General features: G+C 64.3%; 24 protein-coding genes. 6 read left to right on the top strand and 18 right to left on the bottom strand.

The annotated features are described in order from the left end of the window. Window positions 1-567: FAD-dependent oxidoreductase (locus UW3_RS29795; protein ID WP_010225075.1), on the bottom strand; the 567-nt coding region annotated here is incomplete at its 3' end. A gap of 105 nt (window positions 568-672) precedes the next feature. Here UW3_RS29795 and UW3_RS0120215 point away from each other — a divergent pair. The 3 genes from UW3_RS0120215 to UW3_RS0120205 all read left to right on the top strand — a co-directional run bounded on the left by UW3_RS0120215 (window position 673) and on the right by UW3_RS0120205 (window position 3,073). Then, entirely contained in the window at window positions 673-1,575 is a 903-nt protein-coding gene (locus UW3_RS0120215) for a LysR family transcriptional regulator (protein ID WP_026001418.1), read from the top strand. Between the two features lie 65 nt (window positions 1,576-1,640). Beyond that, window positions 1,641-2,390 carry a hypothetical protein gene (locus UW3_RS27370; RefSeq protein WP_010225071.1) on the top strand — a complete coding sequence of 250 codons (750 nt, stop codon included), beginning with the start codon at window positions 1,641-1,643 and terminating at the stop codon, window positions 2,388-2,390. Further along, on the top strand, window positions 2,387-3,073 hold the full coding sequence (locus UW3_RS0120205; protein ID WP_010225069.1) for a hypothetical protein: 687 nt from the start codon (window positions 2,387-2,389) through the stop codon (window positions 3,071-3,073). Before UW3_RS27370 ends, UW3_RS0120205 begins: the two co-directional genes overlap by 4 nt. Window positions 3,074-3,076: 3 nt before the next feature. On the opposite strand, the gene UW3_RS0120200 is transcribed toward UW3_RS0120205, so the two are convergent. From UW3_RS0120200 to UW3_RS0120185, 4 genes are all read right to left on the bottom strand, one after another. Then, window positions 3,077-3,739: a hypothetical protein gene (locus UW3_RS0120200; protein ID WP_010225066.1), complete on the bottom strand. Its 663-nt coding sequence runs from the start codon at window positions 3,737-3,739 to the stop codon at window positions 3,077-3,079. A gap of 205 nt (window positions 3,740-3,944) precedes the next feature. Then, window positions 3,945-4,355 (bottom strand): hypothetical protein, encoded by a 411-nt coding sequence (locus UW3_RS0120195; RefSeq protein ID WP_010225064.1) that lies wholly within the window; start codon window positions 4,353-4,355, stop codon window positions 3,945-3,947. A gap of 16 nt (window positions 4,356-4,371) precedes the next feature. Then, window positions 4,372-4,710 carry an FKBP-type peptidyl-prolyl cis-trans isomerase gene (locus tag UW3_RS0120190; RefSeq protein WP_010225062.1) on the bottom strand — a complete coding sequence of 113 codons (339 nt, stop codon included), beginning with the start codon at window positions 4,708-4,710 and terminating at the stop codon, window positions 4,372-4,374. Window positions 4,711-4,830: 120 nt separating this feature from the next. Beyond that, window positions 4,831-5,763 carry a DMT family transporter gene (locus UW3_RS0120185; protein ID WP_010225060.1) on the bottom strand — a complete coding sequence of 311 codons (933 nt, stop codon included), beginning with the start codon at window positions 5,761-5,763 and terminating at the stop codon, window positions 4,831-4,833. A gap of 153 nt (window positions 5,764-5,916) precedes the next feature. On the opposite strand from UW3_RS0120185, the gene UW3_RS0120180 reads away from it, so the two are divergent. Continuing rightward, window positions 5,917-6,810: a LysR substrate-binding domain-containing protein gene (locus tag UW3_RS0120180; protein WP_010225059.1), complete on the top strand. Its 894-nt coding sequence runs from the start codon at window positions 5,917-5,919 to the stop codon at window positions 6,808-6,810. On the opposite strand, the gene UW3_RS0120175 is transcribed toward UW3_RS0120180, so the two are convergent. The 12 genes from UW3_RS0120175 to ccmA are packed head-to-tail and all read right to left on the bottom strand — an operon-like array spanning window position 6,803 to window position 15,596. Then, window positions 6,803-7,210, bottom strand: a complete 408-nt coding sequence (locus tag UW3_RS0120175) for a GFA family protein (RefSeq protein WP_010225058.1) — start codon at window positions 7,208-7,210, stop codon at window positions 6,803-6,805. The genes UW3_RS0120180 and UW3_RS0120175 overlap by 8 nt on opposite strands. Before the next feature lie 47 nt (window positions 7,211-7,257). Next, on the bottom strand, window positions 7,258-8,196 hold the full coding sequence (locus tag UW3_RS0120170; RefSeq protein ID WP_010225057.1) for a 2-hydroxyacid dehydrogenase: 939 nt from the start codon (window positions 8,194-8,196) through the stop codon (window positions 7,258-7,260). Window positions 8,197-8,243: 47 nt separating this feature from the next. After that, the gene (locus UW3_RS0120165; RefSeq protein ID WP_010225056.1) at window positions 8,244-8,657 is read right to left on the bottom strand and encodes a hypothetical protein; all 414 of its coding nucleotides are present in this window, start codon (window positions 8,655-8,657) and stop codon (window positions 8,244-8,246) included. Window positions 8,658-8,667: 10 nt separating this feature from the next. After that, window positions 8,668-9,870, bottom strand: coding sequence for a c-type cytochrome biogenesis protein CcmI (gene ccmI, locus UW3_RS0120160; protein ID WP_010225055.1), 1,203 nt, complete (start codon window positions 9,868-9,870; stop codon window positions 8,668-8,670). Further along, complete coding sequence (locus UW3_RS0120155) at window positions 9,863-10,339, bottom strand: cytochrome c-type biogenesis protein (RefSeq protein ID WP_010225054.1); 477 nt, start codon at window positions 10,337-10,339, stop codon at window positions 9,863-9,865. Before UW3_RS0120155 ends, ccmI begins: the two co-directional genes overlap by 8 nt. Further along, window positions 10,336-10,869, bottom strand: coding sequence for a DsbE family thiol:disulfide interchange protein (locus tag UW3_RS0120150; RefSeq protein WP_010225053.1), 534 nt, complete (start codon window positions 10,867-10,869; stop codon window positions 10,336-10,338). The genes UW3_RS0120155 and UW3_RS0120150 overlap by 4 nt, the downstream gene beginning before the upstream one ends. Continuing rightward, window positions 10,866-12,839: a heme lyase CcmF/NrfE family subunit gene (locus tag UW3_RS0120145; RefSeq protein ID WP_174242323.1), complete on the bottom strand. Its 1,974-nt coding sequence runs from the start codon at window positions 12,837-12,839 to the stop codon at window positions 10,866-10,868. The genes UW3_RS0120150 and UW3_RS0120145 overlap by 4 nt, the downstream gene beginning before the upstream one ends. Window positions 12,840-12,850: 11 nt before the next feature. Further along, window positions 12,851-13,309, bottom strand: coding sequence for a cytochrome c maturation protein CcmE (gene ccmE / locus UW3_RS0120140; protein WP_010225051.1), 459 nt, complete (start codon window positions 13,307-13,309; stop codon window positions 12,851-12,853). Next, complete coding sequence (gene ccmD, locus UW3_RS0120135) at window positions 13,306-13,482, bottom strand: heme exporter protein CcmD (protein ID WP_010225050.1); 177 nt, start codon at window positions 13,480-13,482, stop codon at window positions 13,306-13,308. Before ccmD ends, ccmE begins: the two co-directional genes overlap by 4 nt. Further along, window positions 13,479-14,255: a heme ABC transporter permease gene (locus UW3_RS0120130; protein WP_010225049.1), complete on the bottom strand. Its 777-nt coding sequence runs from the start codon at window positions 14,253-14,255 to the stop codon at window positions 13,479-13,481. Before UW3_RS0120130 ends, ccmD begins: the two co-directional genes overlap by 4 nt. A 43-nt stretch (window positions 14,256-14,298) precedes the next feature. Continuing rightward, window positions 14,299-14,967: a heme exporter protein CcmB gene (gene ccmB, locus UW3_RS0120125; RefSeq protein ID WP_026001415.1), complete on the bottom strand. Its 669-nt coding sequence runs from the start codon at window positions 14,965-14,967 to the stop codon at window positions 14,299-14,301. Then, window positions 14,964-15,596, bottom strand: a complete 633-nt coding sequence (ccmA, locus tag UW3_RS0120120; RefSeq protein WP_010225047.1) for a cytochrome c biogenesis heme-transporting ATPase CcmA — start codon at window positions 15,594-15,596, stop codon at window positions 14,964-14,966. Before ccmA ends, ccmB begins: the two co-directional genes overlap by 4 nt. A gap of 163 nt (window positions 15,597-15,759) precedes the next feature. On the opposite strand from ccmA, the gene fliK reads away from it, so the two are divergent. Both fliK and UW3_RS0120110 read left to right on the top strand, forming a co-directional pair. Beyond that, window positions 15,760-17,328, top strand: coding sequence for a flagellar hook-length control protein FliK (gene fliK, locus UW3_RS0120115; protein WP_010225046.1), 1,569 nt, complete (start codon window positions 15,760-15,762; stop codon window positions 17,326-17,328). Then, window positions 17,325-17,657: an EscU/YscU/HrcU family type III secretion system export apparatus switch protein gene (locus UW3_RS0120110; protein WP_010225044.1), complete on the top strand. Its 333-nt coding sequence runs from the start codon at window positions 17,325-17,327 to the stop codon at window positions 17,655-17,657. Before fliK ends, UW3_RS0120110 begins: the two co-directional genes overlap by 4 nt. 76 nt (window positions 17,658-17,733) lie before the next feature. Here UW3_RS0120110 and UW3_RS0120105 read toward each other — a convergent pair whose 3' ends face one another. Continuing rightward, complete coding sequence (locus UW3_RS0120105; RefSeq protein ID WP_010225042.1) at window positions 17,734-18,126, bottom strand: DUF2802 domain-containing protein; 393 nt, start codon at window positions 18,124-18,126, stop codon at window positions 17,734-17,736.

Below are 18,126 nucleotides of genomic sequence, written 5' to 3'. Positions count from 1 at the left end.
GAAAACCCCCCCGCCGATGAAAGGGGCATTGGCCAAGGCCGGCTCCAGCGCGCCGATCTCTTGCCCATCAAGCACGCGCTGGCCTTGCGGGTCGAGCAGGTGCTGGCGGGCATGCGCGAAGCTTGCGCGGTTACGAAAGGTCACCAACTTGCCGTTACGCCGCCAGGCGAACCCATCCAGTGCGTCTTCCTCGCGCCATTGCATCAACGTGCTCTGACTGTGCAGGGCCAGGCGCAGCAAGTGTGCGGCATTGGCACGATTGACCGAACTGCGGCATGCGGCCATGAAGGCCCCCATCCAGCGCCATTGCGCCAGGTCCAGACGCGGGCGCAGTTTCAGTGGCGAGTCGCGGCGCAGCAGCCAGCCCAGCGCTTGCAACGGCACCCCGGCATCGGCCAGGGGTGCAACATAGCGATAAGACAACTGCCCGCCGTTGGCAAAGCTGGCGCCGCTGGCAAGGCTGTCACGTGCCTCGATCAGGTCGACGGCAAAGCCGTCACGCACCAGGGCGTAGGCCGTTGCCAGACCAATGACGCCGCCGCCGATCACCGTTACCCGCTGTGCCATGTGCTTTCATCCGCCAATCCGAAGGCCTTCAGACTAGGCCCGGTGACAGCCTGGCGATAATGAATAAAAATGGGTAAAGCATAAACAAAGGTTATGGGCCGCCCCATGCGCTTGCGTCATATCGAAGTGTTCCAGGCCATCCGCCAGACCGGCTCCATCAGCGGCGCCGCGCAGTTGCTGCACGTGACGCAGCCTGCGGTGTCGAAGATTCTCCAGCACGCCGAAGCGCAGCTGGGCTTCCCGCTGTTTTTGCGCGTGCGCGGCAAGTTGCAGATCACCCCGGAGGCCCTGGCGCTGGAACGTGAGGTCGACAAGGTCAGCGACAGCGTTGAGGGCGTTCGCCGCCTGGCCGCCAGCCTGCGCCGACAACCGGGCATGACCCTGCGTATCGGGGCAACGCCGGCCTTGGCCCTGTCGCTGTTCCCCCCGGTGATCAGCCAGTGGGCCGAGCGCCATCCACAGTCCGAGTGCGAACTGTCGAGCTTGCACAGCCGCGAGCTGGTGCAGCAGTTGCTGATGCGCGAGATCGACGTCGCCCTGACCTTGCGCCATCCCGAACATCCCGGCTTGAATGTGCAGCCCCTGGCCCATGGCATGCTGGTGGCACTGGCGCCGAAGGGCTATTGGCGCGAAGACCGCCAGGGCGTACCGCTGGCGGTTGAAGCCCTGGCCGATGCGCCGTTGATCGGCCTGAGCAGCAGCGACCCGCTGGCCGCCCAGGTCGGCCATTACCTGAAGAGCCTGGAGCCGGCACCGCGAATCAGCATCCGCGTACAGACCTATTCCCTGGCCCGGGCCATGGTCGAAGCCGGTGCAGGGCTGGCGTTGATCGATCCGTTTACCGCCCAGGGCTCGGCGCAAACGCTGGTGCGGCCGTTGAATCCCGCCCTGCCCATTACCCTGTATGCCTTGACCCGTGCCAACGAGAGCCAGCCGCATACCCTCGACGACCTGTTGCGGCTATTCAGCGAGCGGGCCCATGAACAGATCGCCCGGGTCAGCCGCTAGCCATGCCTTGAAAAGCGCTGGCAAGCAGCCCATCCTTGCGCCCCTACCCTTGCAAGGATCGCAGCATGGTTCGCCTGTTCATTACCGTTGCCACGCTGCTGAGCAGCGCCGCCGTCCTGGCTGTGCCGCCCGTGCACGTCTATCAGGGCACCCAGGGCGACACCGAAATCGAAGTCGCCCTGACCTACGACGCCCAGCACAAGACCATCGAGGGTTACTGGCTGGAACCGCAGCGCCAATGGCTGATCCCGCTTGAGCGCACGCCCTACGACCATCGCTTGCCGCTGCTGATCAACATCCTGAACAACCCTGACCTGCCCTCCTGCGCACTGCTGATTCAGCCTTTCGTCTTTACCCACGACCGCGAGCTGCGCGGTGCCCGGGTGAACCTGCGCACCCGCGAACGGCAAACCCTGCAGCTCAAACGTGTTACGCGTTTCAGCGACCGCCAGGATTCGTCCTGGCAGGGCCAATTGCTGCAACTGCCATTGGACGGGCGCCGGCTATTTCGCGTGCACGCGCACAAGGGCGCAGGCGAGTACGTCGGCACTGTCGATAGCATCAGTATCATTGATCGCACCAGCGGCCAGACCGTGCAGGTCATCGACAACCTGGCGTTGTTCTTTCAAGGCAGTGCCAGCCTGAGCTTTGCCGACTTCAACGGCGATGGCGTGATTGACTTCAAGGCCACCCCGGTGGGCCAACTGGCCAGCGGTGGCGCTGCCGGCAAGGCCGTGCAGTACTACGTCTATCAACCGGCCAGCGATCGCTACGCGCTCAAGACTGAGCAGCAAGCCATGGAGCGCAACCGATGAGCACACTACGCAAGTGCCTGCTGGCCGTCGGGCTGCTCGGCCTGAGCCTTGGCGCCCAGGCCTACCAGTCGGTGTACCACGGCACCTTGGGCAAGCAAGCGATCACCCTGGTGATCGAGAAAACCAACGACTACAAGCACGGCTTCTACTTTTACGATCGCTATCGCACGCCGATCCGCCTCAAGCGCTCGGTGAACTACAGCCGCCAGTTGTTCATGGATGAACTGGACAGCGGCGGCTTGCCCACCGCTCGACTGAGGTTCTACAACCCCGATGGCAACGCCGCCAGAGAGCCCATGCTCGGCACCTGGACAGCCTACGCCAATGCCAGGCAGTTGCCCCTGGAGTTGCGCCTGGTGGCTGACTTCGGTCATCAGCAAGTCTGGCCTGCCGGCACCCCGTCATTACCCCAGGCGGCGTCCACCGAGCGCTTCTATTTCCAGATCCCGCTGGCCGATGACCATGACCGGGTGAAAACCATCGAGGTCATGGAAAAGGCCAGCGGCAAGCGCGTGCAAACCCTCGAGGTCGATCTGCCCGACTGCCACAGTCAGGGCATTGACACCCTCAAGGTGCGGCTCGAGGGCGGCAGCACCCAGGTGTTGCTGGAAGCCAGCAGCTATTGCCTGGGCAAGGTATTTGAGTGGCGCGAAGCCAAGGGGCAGTTCGAAGCACTGAACTGAGGATCAGCTCGGACAGGTGTGCTCGCCGTTGTTCAGGCCCTGCTTGTAGTTGCGGCTGAGCAGGCTGGCCTTGCCGTCGTGCCAGGTCAGGGTCAGCACATACATCGAGTCGAAATCGCCGCCGTCCCAGTCCTCGGTGATCACCCGTTTCTCCCCCAGCGCCTTGCCGGCCACGCTGTTGATCAGTTCCGGCAGGTAGCCGTGAGACCAGGCGGTGTAGACGGTGGCGTTGCGGTATTTGTCCTGCAGCAGCTCGTCGGCCAGCTCGCCGGTGTCATTGGCAGCGAAGTCGATATTGACCGGCAGGCCGAGCTTGATGGCGCTGGGGCTGATGGTCATCAGCGGGCGGATGTAACTGTAGGCGTCGTCCTTGCTGCCCTCTTCAACCTGCCGGGACGGGTTGGCGGCGAACACGTAGTCGGCCTTGCCGAATTTCTCTGGCAATAGCGTGGCCAGGTCCAGGGCACGGTTGAGGCCCTGGCAATTGAGCTGCCCCAGGCCTTCGCCGGGTTTTTCGGCGTGACGCAGGAACACCAGGGTCTGCACACCGTCCACAGGTTCGGCGCGACTTTCCACCGCCTCGACGGCCAGCAGGCCGACACCGGCAAGCAGAGCAAGGGACAACGCGGCGTGACGGTGACGCATGAACAGGGACGGCAACTTCATAGGGCTCTTCACAGCAAAAGGGTTGAGGCTGACCCGCCTGTGCCACCCCGCGGCCGAAGCCGCGGGGGGATCCCTGTCTGATGTTCCGTCCATGGAATCGGGCATGCTTCAGAGTGCAAGAATGCCGATTGGTTCGATCCCTGAAGGCTCGGCCCTGAGCCTGAGGCCACTGTAGCGTGGTGATGTTGCTGAATTAAGACGGCTGTCAGGTGCCGATGGCGATGAACCACTTCGGTTTCATCCGGCCGAAATCCTGCCGGCGGTTGTGCTTGAGGGCCTTCTTGGAGTCCAGCACGTAACACTCACCGGCCTCACGCACGAACACCACCCAATGCCAGAAGGGCCGACCGTTGTGCAAGCGCCATTTGATCGCCAGCAGTGCCCGGTTGGGCAGCGCCTGCCAGTTGCTGAACAGGGTCTGCTCGGCATTGGCGGTAATGCCCAGGTGGCTCAGCAAGCGCCGTACGTAGGTGGCGTCGGACCACAATTGCGGGTCCTCGGCATGAATACCGAGTGAATTGGCCAACTGCCGGGCCTGGGCATAATCGATCTGCGCCAGGGCGGCGCAGGCGGCAATACCGCAGCCAGAAGGCTGCTCTTGAATGACTGCATCCATGCAGGGTGCTCCTGTATCAATCGTCGCGGGTAAGGACTTCGAGCAGTTCGATCTCGAAGGTCAGGTCCGAATTGGGCGGGATCGCGCCTACGCTGCGCTCGCCATAGCCCAGATGCGCCGGCACCAGCAGCTTGCGCTTGCCGCCGACCTGCATGCCCATCAGGCCCTGGTCCCAGCCCTTGATCACCCGGCCGGTGCCGATCACGCACTGGAACGGCTTGCCGCGGCTGTGGGAAGAATCGAATTCGCTGCCGTCGGCGAGCCAGCCGGTGTAATGGGTAGTGATCAGCGCGCCCTTGACCACGGCTTTGCCGTTGCCTGGCTGGATATCGATGATTTGCAGTTCGCTGCTCATGCTTGACCTCGTTGAAGCGGAATATGCCTTTGGTGGCCAGCGTTTTCGCAGGGTTGGCGGGGTTTTGCAAGGCCCATGACCATCATGGCATCGCGGGGCAAACCCGCTCCCACACGGGCCTCAGGCAGTCGCTGGCGCCCTGCCCGGCTCATGCTGGCGCATCGACCAGCACACGCCGCCGATCACCAGGACAATCGCCGCCCCCTCCAGCAGGCTCGGGCCGCTCTGGCGCCAGATGAAGGCGTAGAGCAAGGCGAACAGGGTTTCGAAGACGATCAACTGGCCACTCAGGGTCAGCGGCATACGCTTGGACGCGGCATTCCACAACACCGCCGCCAGCCACGAGCCGAACACCGCGCACCCCAGGCTGTACAGCCAGAACAGCGCCCAACGCTCAGGCGGCGCCTGGACCTGCAACGGGGCCGGCTGCCACAGCGCCAGCACCGCCACCAGTACCAGGCTGAACACGCCGGTCATCACTCCGCTGAGCACCGACCACTGATGGCTATCAAAATGCCCGCACTGCTTGAGGTAACGGCTGTTGTGCACCGCGTACCAGGTCCAGCAGGCCAGCGCGCCCAGGGCATAGAGCACACCGGCAAGCTTGTCGGCCACCGCCCCGGGCTCCAGCGCAAAGGTCTGCAGGTTGATGCAGAGCATACCGGCAAGGATCAGGCCCAGCGGCAGCAACAATTGCCGCAGCGCCACCCCGCCGCTGTCGTGGCGGCCATACAGGGTGATGGTCAATGGCAGCACGCCGACGATCAACGACGCCGGCGCCACGCCCAGCCGCTGGATCGCCGCCACCAGGCAGATGAAATACAGCAGGTTGCCGATCAGGGCCAGGCGGCCGATCATCCACAGGTCGCTCAAGGTCAGACGTTTCAGGGCTTTGCGCATGGGAATCGCCAACACCAGCGTCACCAGGCCGAACAGCACGAAGCGCGCGCAACTGAGTAGCACCGGGCTGAACTCCGGCAACAGCTGCGGCACCATCAGCACCAGCCCCCACATCGCACCGGCTGTACCGGCATAGACCACACCCCGTTTCACGTGCCTGCTCCTGTTCAAAGAAGTGCGCAGGCTACCGCCTGGATAACGTCTGGACAAAAGATCATTCGGCATGCAGGCATTCCCCTGAGGAATACCTTTAACGCTGAAAGCATCGACTTTATGATTCAGCCATTCCCCAGACCGGATCGCCACATGAGCCGCTTCAGCCGTCACCTGCCACCACTGGACACCCTGATCGCCTTCGAGGCCGTGGTGCGTACCGGCAGCTTTACCCGTGCCGCCAGCGAGCTGTACCTGACCCAGAGCGCGGTGAGCAAACAGATCAAGGTGCTGGAGGAGCACCTGGGCGCGGTGCTGTTCGAACGCCGTGCCCGGGGCATTGCCCTGACGCCGGCAGGCGACGGCTTCAACGCCATCGTCGAGCCCATGCTCGAAAGCCTGCTGGCCAATGTGCTGCGCCTGAAAAGCGGCCACGGCAGCCGCAACGTCAGCGTCATCTGCACCCACGCGGTGGCCCAGTACTGGTTGTTCCCGCGCTTGCTGCGCTTCAACGAGCAGCACCCGGAGCTGACGGTGAACATTCACGCCAGCAACGAAATCAGCGAGAGCGATATCGGCAACTACGACTTCGGCATTCTCTACGGCCATGGCCACTGGAGCTCGCTCAAGGCCAGCAAGCTGTTCGACGAGACCATCTACCCCATTGCCAGCGTCAAGCGGGCCCTGCCCGCCGTGCATTCACTGAGCGAGTTGCAGGCCTTGCCGTTGATTCAACTGGATGCCTCGGCCTGGAACTGCCTGGACTGGCAGGACTGGTTCGCCCATCAGGGCCTGCGCTACCAGGCGCCGGCAAATGCGGTGACGTTCAACCAGGTCAACCTGGTGTTCGATGCGGTCATGCAGGGAATGGGCGTAGGCCTGGGCTGGGAGTTCATGGCCCGCGAGCGGATCGACACCGGCTCGATCCGCCAGGTGTCAGCGTTTGTCGTGCACACCGGGCAAGCCGACTACCTGGTGCACGACAAACAGGCCCTGCGCTCGCCGGCGGCCCAAGTGTTCGAGGCATGGTTACTGGCGCTTAGCTGAACATGGCCTCGACCTGCGCGGCGGTCATTTCCTCGGTCCGGTTGGCAAAACAGTAGTAGCCCGGTTTCTTGTCGACATACACCTGCAGATCGAAGATCCAGTCGGTATCGCCCTCCAGCACACCGACCGACACCGCATCGAAATTGCCAGATTTCAGCCGGTACAACAGGTGCGTGCCGCAGGTGCCACAGAAACCGCGCTGGGCCCAGTCGGATGAGTCATGGAACACCGGCTGGCCGCGGGTGAACTGCACCGGCTCAGCGCAATGCACCGACAGGAACGGCCCTCCGCCCCACTGCCGGCACATGCTGCAATGGCAGGCGTTGACGCTGGCTTTCTCCAGGCTGACGCTGAGTTTGACGGCGCCGCACAGGCAGCTGCCGTGTTTTTCCAGGGACATGGTCAAGGCTCCTTGCTGGGAGAGGTAGCCGGCAAGTCTAGCAGCTGTTATCCACAGACCGGGGTCAACACCGGCGCGCCGGCAAAGAATGCCTGCAGGTTCTTCAATACCAACTGCACGGTATCGCGCGCAGCCTGCGGCGACTGACCGGCGACGTGCGGGGTCAGCACCACATTGCCCAAGGCCTTCAAGGCATCAGGTACTGCGGGCTCTTGATCAAACACATCCAGCGCCGCGCCAGCAATCACCCCCGACGCCAAGGCCTCGACCAGATCGGCCGTATTGACCACGCTGGCACGGGCGATGTTGACCAGAAAGCCGTCCGCGCCAAGGGCTTCAAGAACCGGTTTGTCGACCAACTGGCGGGTATGGGCGCCGCCCGGGGTGGCGACGATCAGAAAGTCCGATGCGCGGGCCAATGCCAAGGGGCTGTCGCAGTAGTGATAAGCGGCATCGGTACGCGGATTTCGGTTGTGGTAACTCACCTGCATCTCGAAGCCCTGCGCCGCGCGCTTGGCAATCGCCAGGCCGACTGCGCCCAAACCGAGGATCCCCAGGCGCTTGCCGCTGACCGACGGACTGATCACCCGGTTCCACTCACCACGGCGAATCGCGGCATCAGCGCGGGGAATGTCGCGCACCACCGCCAACAGCAAGGCCATGGCATGGTCAGCGACCGCCGTGGCATTGGCGCCGGCACCATTGGTCACGGTGATGCCGCGCGCAGCAGCCGCTGTCAGGTCGACCTGCTCGTAACCGGCGCCGATCACGCAGATGATCTTCAGTGCCGGCAAGGCGTCGATCTCGTCGGCATACAGGCCCAGCGGACCACGGGTCAGTACCGCGTCGATCTCCCCGCCATGGCGGGCAATGGCCTCGGCGCGCAAGGCCGGGGTCTGCGCGCGAATCAGGCGAAAACCATTGTTCTCCAAGAGCGGCAGGTAGTCGTCGACCGTTTCTACCAGCACCAATACCGTCTGTGTCATGCCATGCCCCCGGGCTATTCGCGAGGGGGCATTATGCGGACTTCAGGCTACTGGGCGAAAGCCCGGCCCAGGCCGCCCGGCACGCCACTGCTGTCGGTTTCCTGCCACGGGCCGTTGAGGTTGGTCGACCAGCTCCAGCCGTTGTTCCAGCGGTAGTAGGTGCGCTGGCGGTAGAAAGTGTTGGGCTTGCCGTCGAGCACGTACACGCCCAGGCGCGGGTCCCAGTGGCTGGCGCCACCGGGCGGTGGCGCAAAACTCGGTGAAGTGCGCTGCACCGGCTTGGGCACCGGGGTCACGGCTGGCTTGCTCGGCACCGCGCCCGGCTTGGGCGCAGGCTTGGTGCTCGGGCCCGGCGGCAGGGTCTCGATCGGCGGCGCGGTGGGTTCGGAGGGCTGATGAACGGTACATGCACTCAAGCCCACAACCAGGGATAGAAGGGTCAGGCGGGCGATGCTGTTCATAGTCGATCTCTTACTGGTCCGGGCGGTCGATGGTCAGGTGCTGCGCAGTGGTGGTGCTGCTGGCCAGGGGAGCACCCTGCCCGATCCATTCGCCACGGGTCGGCTGGCCAGCACGAGAGATGCGCGCAACCAGTTGGACTTCAGGGAAGCTCGACAGTTTCATGTTCGGCATCATCGCGTCGCTGTCGCTCAGCTCGACCTCGATCGGCAACTGGGCCACGGTCACCCGCTTGGCCGCCAGCGGCATCGGCGGGCCTGCACTTGCGCGGGCGAAGATGAACACGGTGTCATCGGGCCTGACCTTGTCCTTGAGCGCCGCCGCCAGCTCCACCCGTACCTTCAGGCGTGCCGTGGCCTGCTCGGCGACCGCCGGTGCGGCCTTGCCCTCGCCGGCCTTGAGCTTCTCGCTGGCGCGCTCGATCCCGCCCTGCAGCGCTGCCCGCGACGCATCGCCCTCGGGCAATTGCGCCAGCAGGCGGTTCCAGTAGCCGATGGCTTGCTGATAGTGCTCGCTCTCGAAGGCGGCGATGCCGAGCAAGCCGAGGCTGGTGACTTCGTTCGGGTCGGCCTTGAGCGCTTCGTCGGTCAGGGCCTGGGTCTGGGCATTCCACTGCTTGTTGTTGGCAAAGTACAACGCCTGGGCCCACTGCCCGAGCAGCTCCGGCTCACGTCCGGCAACCGCCACGGCACGTTCGAAAACCTTGGCCGCGTCACCTGGACGCTCCTGGGCCATGTAGGCACGACCGAGGAAGTACAGGCCTTCAGCCGAATCCGGCTGGGCCTTTACCGCCAGCTCCAGGCGACGGGTCATTTCTTCCATGGATTGCGGCGCCTTGGCAAACTGCTGGGTCAGCTCGACCTGCTCGCTGGCGCCAAAGTGCAGGTACAAGCCCAGGCCCATCAACGGCACCAGCACCGCGGCCAGCAGCGGCAAGGGCTTGCCCAGGCGGCCCAGGCGTTGCGGTTCGGCGCCCTCGGTGTCGGCCAGCAGCTCGCGCGCGGCCTCGTCGCGGCCCTTGCCGAACTGCTCGGCATCGAGCACACCCGCGGCCTGCTGGGCAGCCAGCTCGGCGACGCGCTCCTGATACAGGGCAACGTTGAGGGCGGTGCGGTCTTCTTCCTGCTGCGCACGACGGCCGCGCAACACCGGGATCAGCAAAAAGCTCAGGGCTACCAGCAACAGCAGGCCTGCAGCAAGCCAGAAATCAGTCATGGTTGTGTTCTTTGTCCAGCAATTTGGCGAGGCGCTCGCGCTCCTCGGGGGAAAGGTCGGCGTTACCTGCGCCAGCCTGGCCACGACGCTTGCGCACGATCAGCGCGAGCACGGTAAAGCCGCCCAGCAGCAACACGCCGGGGCCGAACCAGAGCAACCAGGTGCGGGCACTCAAGGCCGGCTTGTAACGGACGAAGTCGCCGTAACGATCAACCATGAAGTCGACGATCTGCTGGTTGCTTTTGCCTTCGCCGAGCATGCGGAAGATCTCCCGGCGCAGGTCGGCGGCAATCGGCGCGTTGGAGTCGGCGATGTCCTGGTTCTGGCACTTGGGGCAGCGCAGTTCCTTGGTCAGCTCGTGATAACGGGCGCGCTCGGCCTCATCGGCAAATTGATAGGTGTCGATCGCCGCCTGGGTCACCCCGGCCAGGCTCAGGCCGAGCACAGCGGCTGCCAGCCAGCGCTTCATGGCTTGGCCTCATCGACCAGGCTCTGGTATTGCGGCGCCAGTTGCTCGCGCCAGACGCTGGCATCGACCACGCCGACGTGCTTGTAGCGGATGATGCCCTTGGCGTCGATCAGGAAGGTTTCCGGCGCGCCGTACACCCCAAGGTCCAGGCCCAGGCTGCCCTGCTCGTCGCGGATATCCAGCTGGTAAGGGTTGTGGAACTCGGCCAGCCACTTGAGAGCGGCGGCGTTGTCATCCTTGTAGTTGACCCCGTGGATCACCACGCCCTGCTCGGCCAGCTTGTTCAGGTATGGATGCTCGACCTTGCACGACGGGCACCAGGTGGCCCAGACGTTGACCAGCGCCGGCTTGCCGAGCAGGTCGGCTTCGGTCAGCGGCTTGCCGTCCACCGATTGCAGGGCAAAGGCCGGGAACGGCTTGCCGATCATCGCCGACGGCAGTTCGCTCGGGTCGAGGAACAAGCCGCGGTAGAGAAACACCGCCACCAGCAGAAACACCGCCAGCGGCAGCACCATGATCCAACGCTTCATGCAGTTGCTCCAGACATGCCCAGTGCCTCACGCACACGGGTTTTCACCTTGACTCGATAACGCCCGTCGAGCGCCGCCAGCAGGCCACCGAGGCCGGTCAACAGGCCGCCCAGCCAGATCCAGCGCACGAACGGCTTGACGTGCACCCGCACGGCCCAGGCGCCGTTGTCCAGCCGCTCGCCGAGAGCGACATAGAGGTCACGGGTGAAACCGGCATCGATACCGGCTTCGGTCATCATCGACTGCTGCACGGTATACAGGCGTTTTTCCGGGTGCAGCACGCTGATCTCGCGGCCGTTCTCGATCACCCGTACGGTGCCCTTGTCGGACGTGAAGTTCGGCCCTTCGAAGTGCTTGGCGCCTTCGAAGATGAACTGGTAACCGGCCAGCTCCACCGACTCGCCCGGCGCCAGGCGCAGGTCGCGTTCGGCACTGTTGTTGCTCGACAGCACCACGCCCAGGGCACACACCGCCAGCCCCAGGTGCGCGACATGCATGCCCCAGTAGCTGCGGTTCAAGCCCCGCAGGCCCTTGAACAGGCCTTTGTGGCGGGTCTTGTCGAGGATGTCGCGGGCACCGGCGAGGATGATCCACGCGGCCAGGGCGAAGGTGGTCAGCACCTGCCAGTCGAAATCATCCACCAGCAGGCCGCCGATCGGCGCCAGCACGGCGCTGGCGATCAGCACCGGGGTGAGCATGCCCAGCAGCCATTTGCTCGGGGTGTCTTTCCAGCGCACGATCACGCCCACCGCCATTACCACCATCAGCAGCGCCATCAACGGGATGAACAGCGCATCGAAGTACGGCGGGCCGACCGACAGCTTGGCCCCGGTCAGGGCGTCGAGGATCAACGGGTACAGGGTGCCCAGGAGGATCATCGAAGCCGCCACCACCAGCACCAGGTTGTTGGCCAGCAGCAGGGTTTCCCGCGACCACAGGGCAAAGCCGACCTGGCTCTTGACCACCGGTGCGCGCAGGGCGAACAGGGTCAGCGAACCACCGACCACGAACAACAGGAAGATCAGGATGAAGATGCCGCGCTCGGGGTCCGAGGCAAAGGCATGCACCGAGGTCAATACCCCGGAACGGACCAGGAAGGTGCCCAGCAGGCTCAAGGAGAAGGCCGCGATGGCCAGCAGCACCGTCCAGCTTTTGAACACGCCGCGCTTCTCGGTGACCGCCAGCGAGTGAATCAGCGCGGTGCCGACCAGCCAGGGCATGAACGAGGCGTTCTCGACCGGGTCCCAGAACCACCAGCCGCCCCAGCCCAGTTCGTAGTACGCCCACCAGGAACCGAGGGTGATGCCGATACCGAGGAAGGCCCAGGCAACGATGGTCCACGGCCGCGACCAGCGGGCCCAGGCGGCGTCCAGACGGCCGCCGAGCAAGGCGGCAATGGCGAAGGCAAAGGCCACCGAAAAGCCCACGTAGCCCATGTACAGCATCGGCGGGTGGACGATCAGGCCGATGTCCTGCAGCAGCGGGTTGAGGTCGGCGCCGTCGCTCGGTACCTGCGGCAGCAGGCGCTTGAACGGGTTGGAGGTGATGATCAGGAACGACAGGAAGCCGACGCTGATCATGCCCATGACGGCCAGCACCCGCGCCAGCATCACCTGTGGCAATTGCCGGGAGAAGATCGACACGGCAAAGGTCCAGCCGCCGAGGATCATCGCCCAGAGCAGCAGCGAGCCTTCGTGGGCGCCCCACACGGCGCTGAACTTGAAGTACCAGGGCAAGGCGCTGTTGGAGTTGTTGGCAACATAGGCGACCGAAAAGTTGTCGGTCATGAAGGCGTGGCTCAGGCAGGCGAAGGCAAATGCCAGGAAGGCGAACTGGCCCCAGGCCGCCGGGCGCGCCAGGCCCATCCACAGGCTGTCGCCACGCCAGGCGCCAAGCAACGGAACGCTGGCCTGGACGCAGGCGAAGCAGATCGCCAGGATCATCGCCAGCTGGCCCAGTTCAGGAATGATCAGTGCCGCATTCATGGCTTGGCTCCGGCATCGGTGGCGGCGGCCTGGCCGCTTTCCTTGAGGGCCTTGGTGACTTCCGGCGGCATGTACTTCTCGTCGTGCTTGGCCAGCACTTCATCGGCCACCACCACGCCTTCGGCATTGAGCTTGCCCAGGGCGACGATGCCCTGCCCTTCGCGGAACAGGTCCGGGAGGATGCCGCGGTAGGTAATCGGCACCGACTTGTTGAAATCGGTGACCACGAAGCGCACGTCCAGCGAGTCGCCAGAGCGTTGCAGCGAACCTTTCTCGACCATGCCGCCGGCGCGGATACGGGTGTCCAGCGGTGCTTCGCCGTTGGCGATCTGGGTCGGGGTGTAGAACAGGTTGATGTTCTGCTGCAGGGCGCTCAGGGCCAGGCCCACGGCGACGCCGATGCCGGCCAGCAGACCGAGGATGATGAACAGACGCTTTTTACGCTGCGGATTCACGGTTTGTTCTCCCGGCGCAGACGGCGCGCCTGTTCTTGCAGGTAACGACGCTTGGCCAATACCGGCGAGGCGACGTTGAAGGCCAGCACCAGCAGGCAGATGCCGTAGGCTGACCAGACGTACAGGCCGTGATGGCCCATGGCGAGAAAATCACTGAAGGAGGCAAAGCTCATCGCGCCATCTCCCGACCCAGGCTGTTCATTACTTCCTCCCTGACCCAGCTGGCGCGCGCCTCGCGCTTGAGCACTTCAAGGCGCATGCGCAGCAACAGCACGGCGCCGAAGAAGCAGTAGAAGCCCAACACCGACAGCAGCAGTGGCAGCCACATTTCGGCGGGCATCGCCGGCTTTTCGGTGAGGGTGAAGGTGGCGCCCTGGTGCAGGGTGTTCCACCACTCCACCGAATACTTGATGATCGGAATGTTGATCACCCCGACAATGGCCAGCACCGCGCAGGCCTTGGCCGCGCTCTCACGATTACTGATTGCATGGCTCAGGGCAATGAGACCGAAGTACAGGAAAAGCAGGATCAGCATCGACGTCAGTCGCGCATCCCAGACCCACCAGCTGCCCCAGGTCGGCTTGCCCCAGATGGCGCCGGTAACCAGCGCCACGGCGGTCATCCAGGCACCGATGGGCGCCGCGCACTGCAGGGCAACGTCGGCTATTTTCATCTTCCAGACCAGGCCCACCACACCGGCCACCGCCAGCATCACGTAGCAGGACTGGGCGAGCATCGCCGCCGGCACGTGGATGTAGATGATCCGGAAGCTGTTACCTTGCTGGTAGTCCTGCGGCGCGAAGGCCAGGCCCCAGACCATGCCGACGCCGATCAGCAGCAGGGCGGCAATCGCCAGCCACGGCAGCATCCGCCCGCTGATGGAATAGAACCATTTGGGTGAACCCAGTTTGTGAAACCACGTCCAGCTGATTGCGCTGCTTTTCATCACGGTACATCCAGGGTCTTTGCTGGGCAGTGCCCAGACCTCATTATTCGCCGACGCTGATCTTCAGGCCAGCCGCTATTGCAAAGGGTGCCAGAGTTACTGCCAGGGCGGTCAGGCTGCCAAGCCAGAGCAGATAACCGGTCGCCGGCATAGCTTGCAATGCCGCCTGCAAGGCGCCACTGCCCAGGATCAATACCGGGATATATAACGGCAAAATAAGTAGCGCCAGCAGCAGGCCGCCACGTTTCAAACCGACTGTCAGAGCCGCACCCACGGCGCCCAACAGGCTCAGTACCGGGGTACCGAGCAAAAGCGATGCCAGCAGTACCGGCAGGCAAGCAGCAGGCAAACCTAGCATCAGTGCCAGCAAGGGTGCCAACAATACCAGTGCCAGGCCGGAAAAGGCCCAGTGTGCCAGCACTTTCGCCAGCACCAGAAGAGGCAGGGGGTGCGACGAAAGGACCCACTGTTCGAGCGAGCCATCCTCGAAATCACTGCGGAAAAGCCCGTCCAGCGAGAGCAGAACCGATAAAAGCGCTGCCACCCAGACCAGTCCCGGAGACAAGGTTTGCAACAATTGAGTCTCAGGACCGACCGCCAACGGGAACAGGGCGACGACGATGGCGAAGAACACCAGCGGGTTGGCAAGTTCGGCGGGACGTCGGCACAACAGACGCGCTTCACGGCGCAACAACAGCACAAACACACTCATGCGGCCCACTGCCCCAGGTTCAGTTCACGGTAACCGGACGGTTTGCGTTCCAGCGTGTGGTGGGTGGTCAGCACGACCATGCCGCCCTGCTCGCAATGGGCGGCCAGGTGCGCTTCAAGCTGGGCCACGCCCTGCTTGTCGAGGGCGGTGAAGGGTTCGTCGAGAATCCACAGCGGCGGGCTGTCCAGGTACAGGCGGGCCAGGGCCACGCGGCGTTGCTGGCCGGCCGACAGGGTATGGCAAGGCACGTCTTCGAAGCCACGCAGCCCGACCGCGTCCAGGGCCTCGCGGATTGCCGCAGGCGCTGCCGGGCGATGCAGGGCGCAGAGCCAGGCGAGGTTTTCCTCGGGGCTGAGCACGTCCTTGATACCGGCGGCATGGCCGATCCACAAGAGGATGCGCGCCAGCTCGTTGCGCTGCTCGGCCAGCGGTTTGCCATCGAGGCGGATCTGCCCGGCCGTCGGGCTCATGAGGCCGGCCATCAGGCGCAGCAGGCTGGTCTTGCCACTGCCGTTGGGGCCGCTGATCTGCAGCATGTCGCCTGCGCCCAGGTGCAACTCGAGGTTTTCGAAGAGCATTCGCCAGTCGCGCTCGCAGGCCAGGCCCACGGCTTGGAGATGAGGGGTCACGGTTTCGCCTTATGCTTGGGATGCCTGTCTCAAGTCGGTCCCGGCCTTGCCGTTATACTGGCAACGACGATGTGGCCCGGCCGCGCTGATCGCCAAAGATCGGGCGGCATTATACATGTGATGTCCTACTGTAAAGAGGGCTATTTCAACAGGTTGCGAGCGGATGACAGGCGAAATCAATAACCTAGCTGCACTGATCCCGGCCAACCCGCCGCTACGCGCGGCAATGACCGCCGAACTGTTGCGCCTGCTGCAGCCGCAACAGGCGCTGCTGGCCCCGGGCGAAACCGCCAAGGCCGAAGTGCTGACCCTGCGCCAGGTCGGTCAGGACTTCCAGATGCTGCTCAAGCTCACCCTGGACAACGGCAAGCAGACCAACGTCCAGGCCAGCAGCACCCTGCCCCTGGCCCAGGGCAGCCAGCTGACGGTGAGCCAGAGCAGCAGCGCCAACCTGACCATCAGCGTGCAGCAGGCCATTGCCAGCAACGTGGCCACCCTGACCCGCATCGACACCCGCGAACTGCCGGTGGGCTCCCTGCTGCAAGGCAAGGTGCTGACAAGCCAGGCACTGCCGCAGAACGCCGGCCAACTGGCGCAGTTCCGCTCGCTGGTAACCCTGCTCGGCGGCCCCCAGGCCGACGCTACCCTGGCCATCGACAGCCCGCGCCCATTGCCAGTAGGCAGCTTGCTCAGCGCTCGGGTGCAGAGTGATCAATCACTGAGCTTCGTACCGCTCAGCGGGCGCCAGGAGCAACTGGCGATCAGCCAGCAGCTAAGCACCCAGCAAAGTCGCCAAGCGTCCCTGCAGGGTTTGCTCAATACCCTGCAACAGCTGCCACGCGACAACAGCCAGCCCAACGAACTGCGCGCCACGGTAGACAAACTATTGGCCAGCCTGCCGGATGTGCGCCAGCTCAGCGACCCCAAGGGCCTGGCACAGGCCTTGAACAACAGCGGCGTGTTTCTTGAGGCCAAGCTGCTGGCCGGGCTGCCAGCCGCGCTTGCCCCCGACCTCAAGGCCCAGGTGGTGCGCCTGGTGGCGCAACTGTTGCCGGGGCTGCCCGGCAACGCCACGTTCAACCCGGGCGCTGCCGCCAGCACCCTGGCCCAGGTGATGCCCGGCATGGTCCGCAATGCCCTGGGCATGCTCGGCCAGGTCAGCCCGCGGCCACATCCCGGTGGCTTTCCCCTGCCCTCGCGCTTGCTGCAGAGCCAGGACGGTGAAGGTGACCTTGAGCATTTGCTGCGCCTGGCCGCTGCAACCATCTCGCGCCTGCAAAGCCATCAGTTGGCAAGCCTGGAACAGACCGGCACCACCGCCGATGGCAACCTGCAGACCACCTGGCAACTGGAAATCCCGCTGCGCACCGGCCAGGACTTCATGCCCCTGCAAATGAAACTGCAGCGCGAAGAAACCCCGGAGCAGCAAAGCGACCCGGAACGCGAGCGCCGCGACCCGCTGGAGATGCTCTGGCGCATCGAGCTGTCTTTCGACCTGCATCCGCTGGGGCCACTGCAAGTGCAGGCGCAAATCAGCCAAGGCAGCCTGTCCAGCCAGCTGTGGGCCGAACTGCCGAGCACCGCGCAGCTGATCGAAAGCCAGCTCGGCCACTTGCGCGAGCGTCTGCTGGCGCGCGGCCTGAACGTCGGCGAACTGCAGTGCCATCACGGCACACCGCCCCAAGGACCACGCACGCACCTGGAACAACGCTGGGTGGATGAACAAGCATGATTGATAAAAGCCCACGCCAGGCCATTGCCCTGACCTATGACGGCCAGCAGGCCCCGACCCTCAGTGCCAAGGGCGACGACGAGCTGGCCGAGGCAATCCTGGCGATTGCCCGCGAGCACGAAGTACCGATCTACGAGAACGCCGAACTGGTGCGCCTGTTAGCGCGCATGGAGCTAGGCGACCAGATTCCCGAGGCCCTGTACCTGACCATTGCCGAAATCATCGCCTTCGCCTGGCAGCTCAAGGGCAAGGTGCCGGTGGGCTTTGTTGACGAGGGCCCGCAGGAGCGCGATATCACCCCTACCGACCTGAGATTGCCGGGGCCCTGAAAAGCATCGCGGGTCAAGCCCGCTCCTACACGTACCGTAGGAGCGGGCTTGCCCCGCGATCAATTCACTGCAACCCTCAGCTGCGGTGCAACTTGCTCATCAACTCCGCCTCAGCCTGGGTCAAGCCACAGGACTGGGTCAGTTCATCGACGCTGGCACCCATGCCCACCAGCCGCGCCGCTTGCGCGAACGACAGGCTGTTGGGGTCACGCTGCTCCAGTTGCAGGAGCTTGTCCGGCAAGGGGGCAACCACCGCCCGCAGCTCGTGCAAGGCTTCGCCCATGCGCACGCTGCCGTTCTGGTAGTCGTCCAGGCGTTTGCCCAGGTCCTTGATGCGCTGGTCGCGCACGGCATCGCCCTGGGCCTGTTGCGCGGCCAGCTCACGCTGGCGCTTGCTGTAGTTCAGGAAGAACCACAGGCTGACCGCCCACAGCAGCGCCAGAAATATGACTGCAACCTCAAGGATCAA

The organism is Pseudomonas donghuensis (assembly GCF_000259195.1).
In the GTDB taxonomy this organism is placed as follows: domain Bacteria; phylum Pseudomonadota; class Gammaproteobacteria; order Pseudomonadales; family Pseudomonadaceae; genus Aquipseudomonas; species Aquipseudomonas donghuensis.
The sequence above is the reverse complement of the archived record's forward strand: the minus strand, read 5'-3'. Positions and strand labels throughout refer to the sequence as shown.